This window comes from Mesorhizobium sp. M7D.F.Ca.US.004.03.1.1, assembly GCF_003998635.1.
GTDB classification, from domain to species: domain Bacteria; phylum Pseudomonadota; class Alphaproteobacteria; order Rhizobiales; family Rhizobiaceae; genus Mesorhizobium; species Mesorhizobium loti.
Map to the genome: position 1 here is coordinate 1 of NZ_RZQG01001097.1, position 1,774 is coordinate 1,774.

Genomic DNA, 1,774 nt, shown 5'->3' on the forward strand with positions numbered 1-1,774 from the left:
CTCTATGCGTGGGAGTTCGAGAAGGCCGGGCGCGAGCTGAAGGTGCGGGTCGAAGGCCAGCTGGTGTTCAACACAGCCGCACTGCGCATGAATGCCGTGCTCGCCGGATTGGGGCTCGCCTATATGCCCGACGACCAGGTGACAGCCTATCTGGCCGACGGCCGGCTGGTGCGGGTGCTCGCCGACTGGTGCGCGCCCTTCCCCGGCTACCATCTCTATTACCCCAGCCGCCGGCAGGCGACGCCAGCCTTCTCGCTGCTGGTCGACGCGCTGCGCTACCGGGATTAGATGTGAGCCTTTCGACCGGTCAGCATCGGTTGCCTGCCCGGTTGACGAAGCAGGACAGCATCGGCATCATTCTCCACGGCGTGGCCTGCGCCGAACCTCCAGGGACCGTCCCCAGCACGGCCTTTCAACGGAGGCAAAGGGGCTTTCCAGTCTCAGGCCGCTGTCTTGGTCCGACCGTTTCGGATGTGGTTGCTGGGGAACCCCATCCGGGACGTGAAAGGCCATGACAATGACGCAAAATACAAATTTCAAACGCCGTGTGCGGGCTCGCGCTGCCAGGACAGGCGAATCCTATACGGCTGCTCTCAGGCATTTTCACCGCGGTGCGCCGAACGATCCGGCGACCGAAGTGAGATCGGTGCGATTGGCCGTGGCGCAAAGCACCGTCCATGATGACCCCACCAACATCGGCGCGCTGCGCGACAGCGGGCTGGAGATGCGACGCCTGATGCGAGAGGCGCGGCAGGCGGGCGCGAGACTGCTGCACTTTCCCGAAGGCGCGACCTGCTCCCCCAACAAACGCATCATGTCGGCCAGGGGCCGCGAACATATCGGGCCTGCCGATTGGAGCCGGTTCGAATGGGCTGTCCTGCGCGAGGAACTGGAGGCGACGACAGCGCTTGCGCGCGAGCTTGGGCTGTGGACGGTCTTCGGTTCGGTGCATCGGCTGAGCGGACCGCGTCGGCCGCACAACAGCCTCTATGTCGTCTCCGATCGCGGCGAGCTGGTGACGCGCTATGACGAGCGCATGCTGTCGAACACCAAGATCTCCTTCATGTACACGCCGGGTTCGATCCCCATGACGTTCGAGGTCGACGGGCTCCGCTTCGGCTGCACGCTCGGCATGGAAGCGCACTTTCCCGAGATTTTCATCGACTATGAGAGGCTAGATGTCGACTGCGTCCTGTTCTCGACAATCACTGCCGCCGATGGTCCGGCCTTCGCCGTCGAGATGCAGGGACACGCGGCAAGCAACAATTACTGGGCGAGTTTCTCTCTCCCCGCGCAACACAGCCTGACCGCGCCTTCGGGGATCGTTGCCCCCGGTGGCCGCTGGGCGGCGCAATGTCCAGCCGATGGAACCGCCGCGATTGCCGTCGCCGATATCGACAACAATCCGGCAGACCCGGCCCGGCCCTGGCGGCGAACGGCGCGAGCGGGAATCTATCAGCCGCATCTGGTGGAAGACGACCAGCGCAGCAACGATCGCGGTATGTTCTAGCCGGGCGTGACCCGGAGGTCGGCTGGCGGCTGCCGGCCGCCCTCTGCGTTGCCGCCGATAGAGCGCAACCCATCTGGAATGAATCGTCGGTCGTTCTATCTTCCTGTTCGCGCGAACCACAGGTTCGAGACCAGGCATCAGCACCGGAGCAATCGCCGTGACCGACACCGATCTTACCGACACCTATCTCGGCTACATCGCTTGCCTCAACAATCAGGATTGGCGGCACCTGCACCGGTTCGTTCATGACGAGGTGCATTACAA

The 1,774-nt window shown here is 63.9% G+C and carries 2 protein-coding genes and 1 pseudogene; all 3 read left to right on the forward strand.

What is annotated here, in order from left to right:
• Positions 1 to 288, forward strand: a 288-nt coding sequence (locus EN935_RS34285) for a LysR substrate-binding domain-containing protein (protein WP_245489123.1), incomplete at its 5' end; no start/stop codon positions are given.
• 229 nt (positions 289 to 517) lie between these two features.
• Positions 518 to 1,510 carry a carbon-nitrogen hydrolase family protein gene (locus tag EN935_RS34290; protein ID WP_127262657.1) on the forward strand — a complete coding sequence of 331 codons (993 nt, stop codon included), beginning with the start codon at positions 518 to 520 and terminating at the stop codon, positions 1,508 to 1,510.
• A 157-nt stretch (positions 1,511 to 1,667) separates the two neighbouring features.
• A pseudogene (locus EN935_RS42455) lies at positions 1,668 to 1,774 on the forward strand (ester cyclase); the annotation flags it as partial.

Bases quoted from the DNA above. Each gene is read 5' to 3' on its own strand.
- EN935_RS34290 (WP_127262657.1), top strand. From the start codon at position 518: ATGACGCAAAATACAAATTTCAAACGCCGTGTGCGGGCTCGCGCTGCC.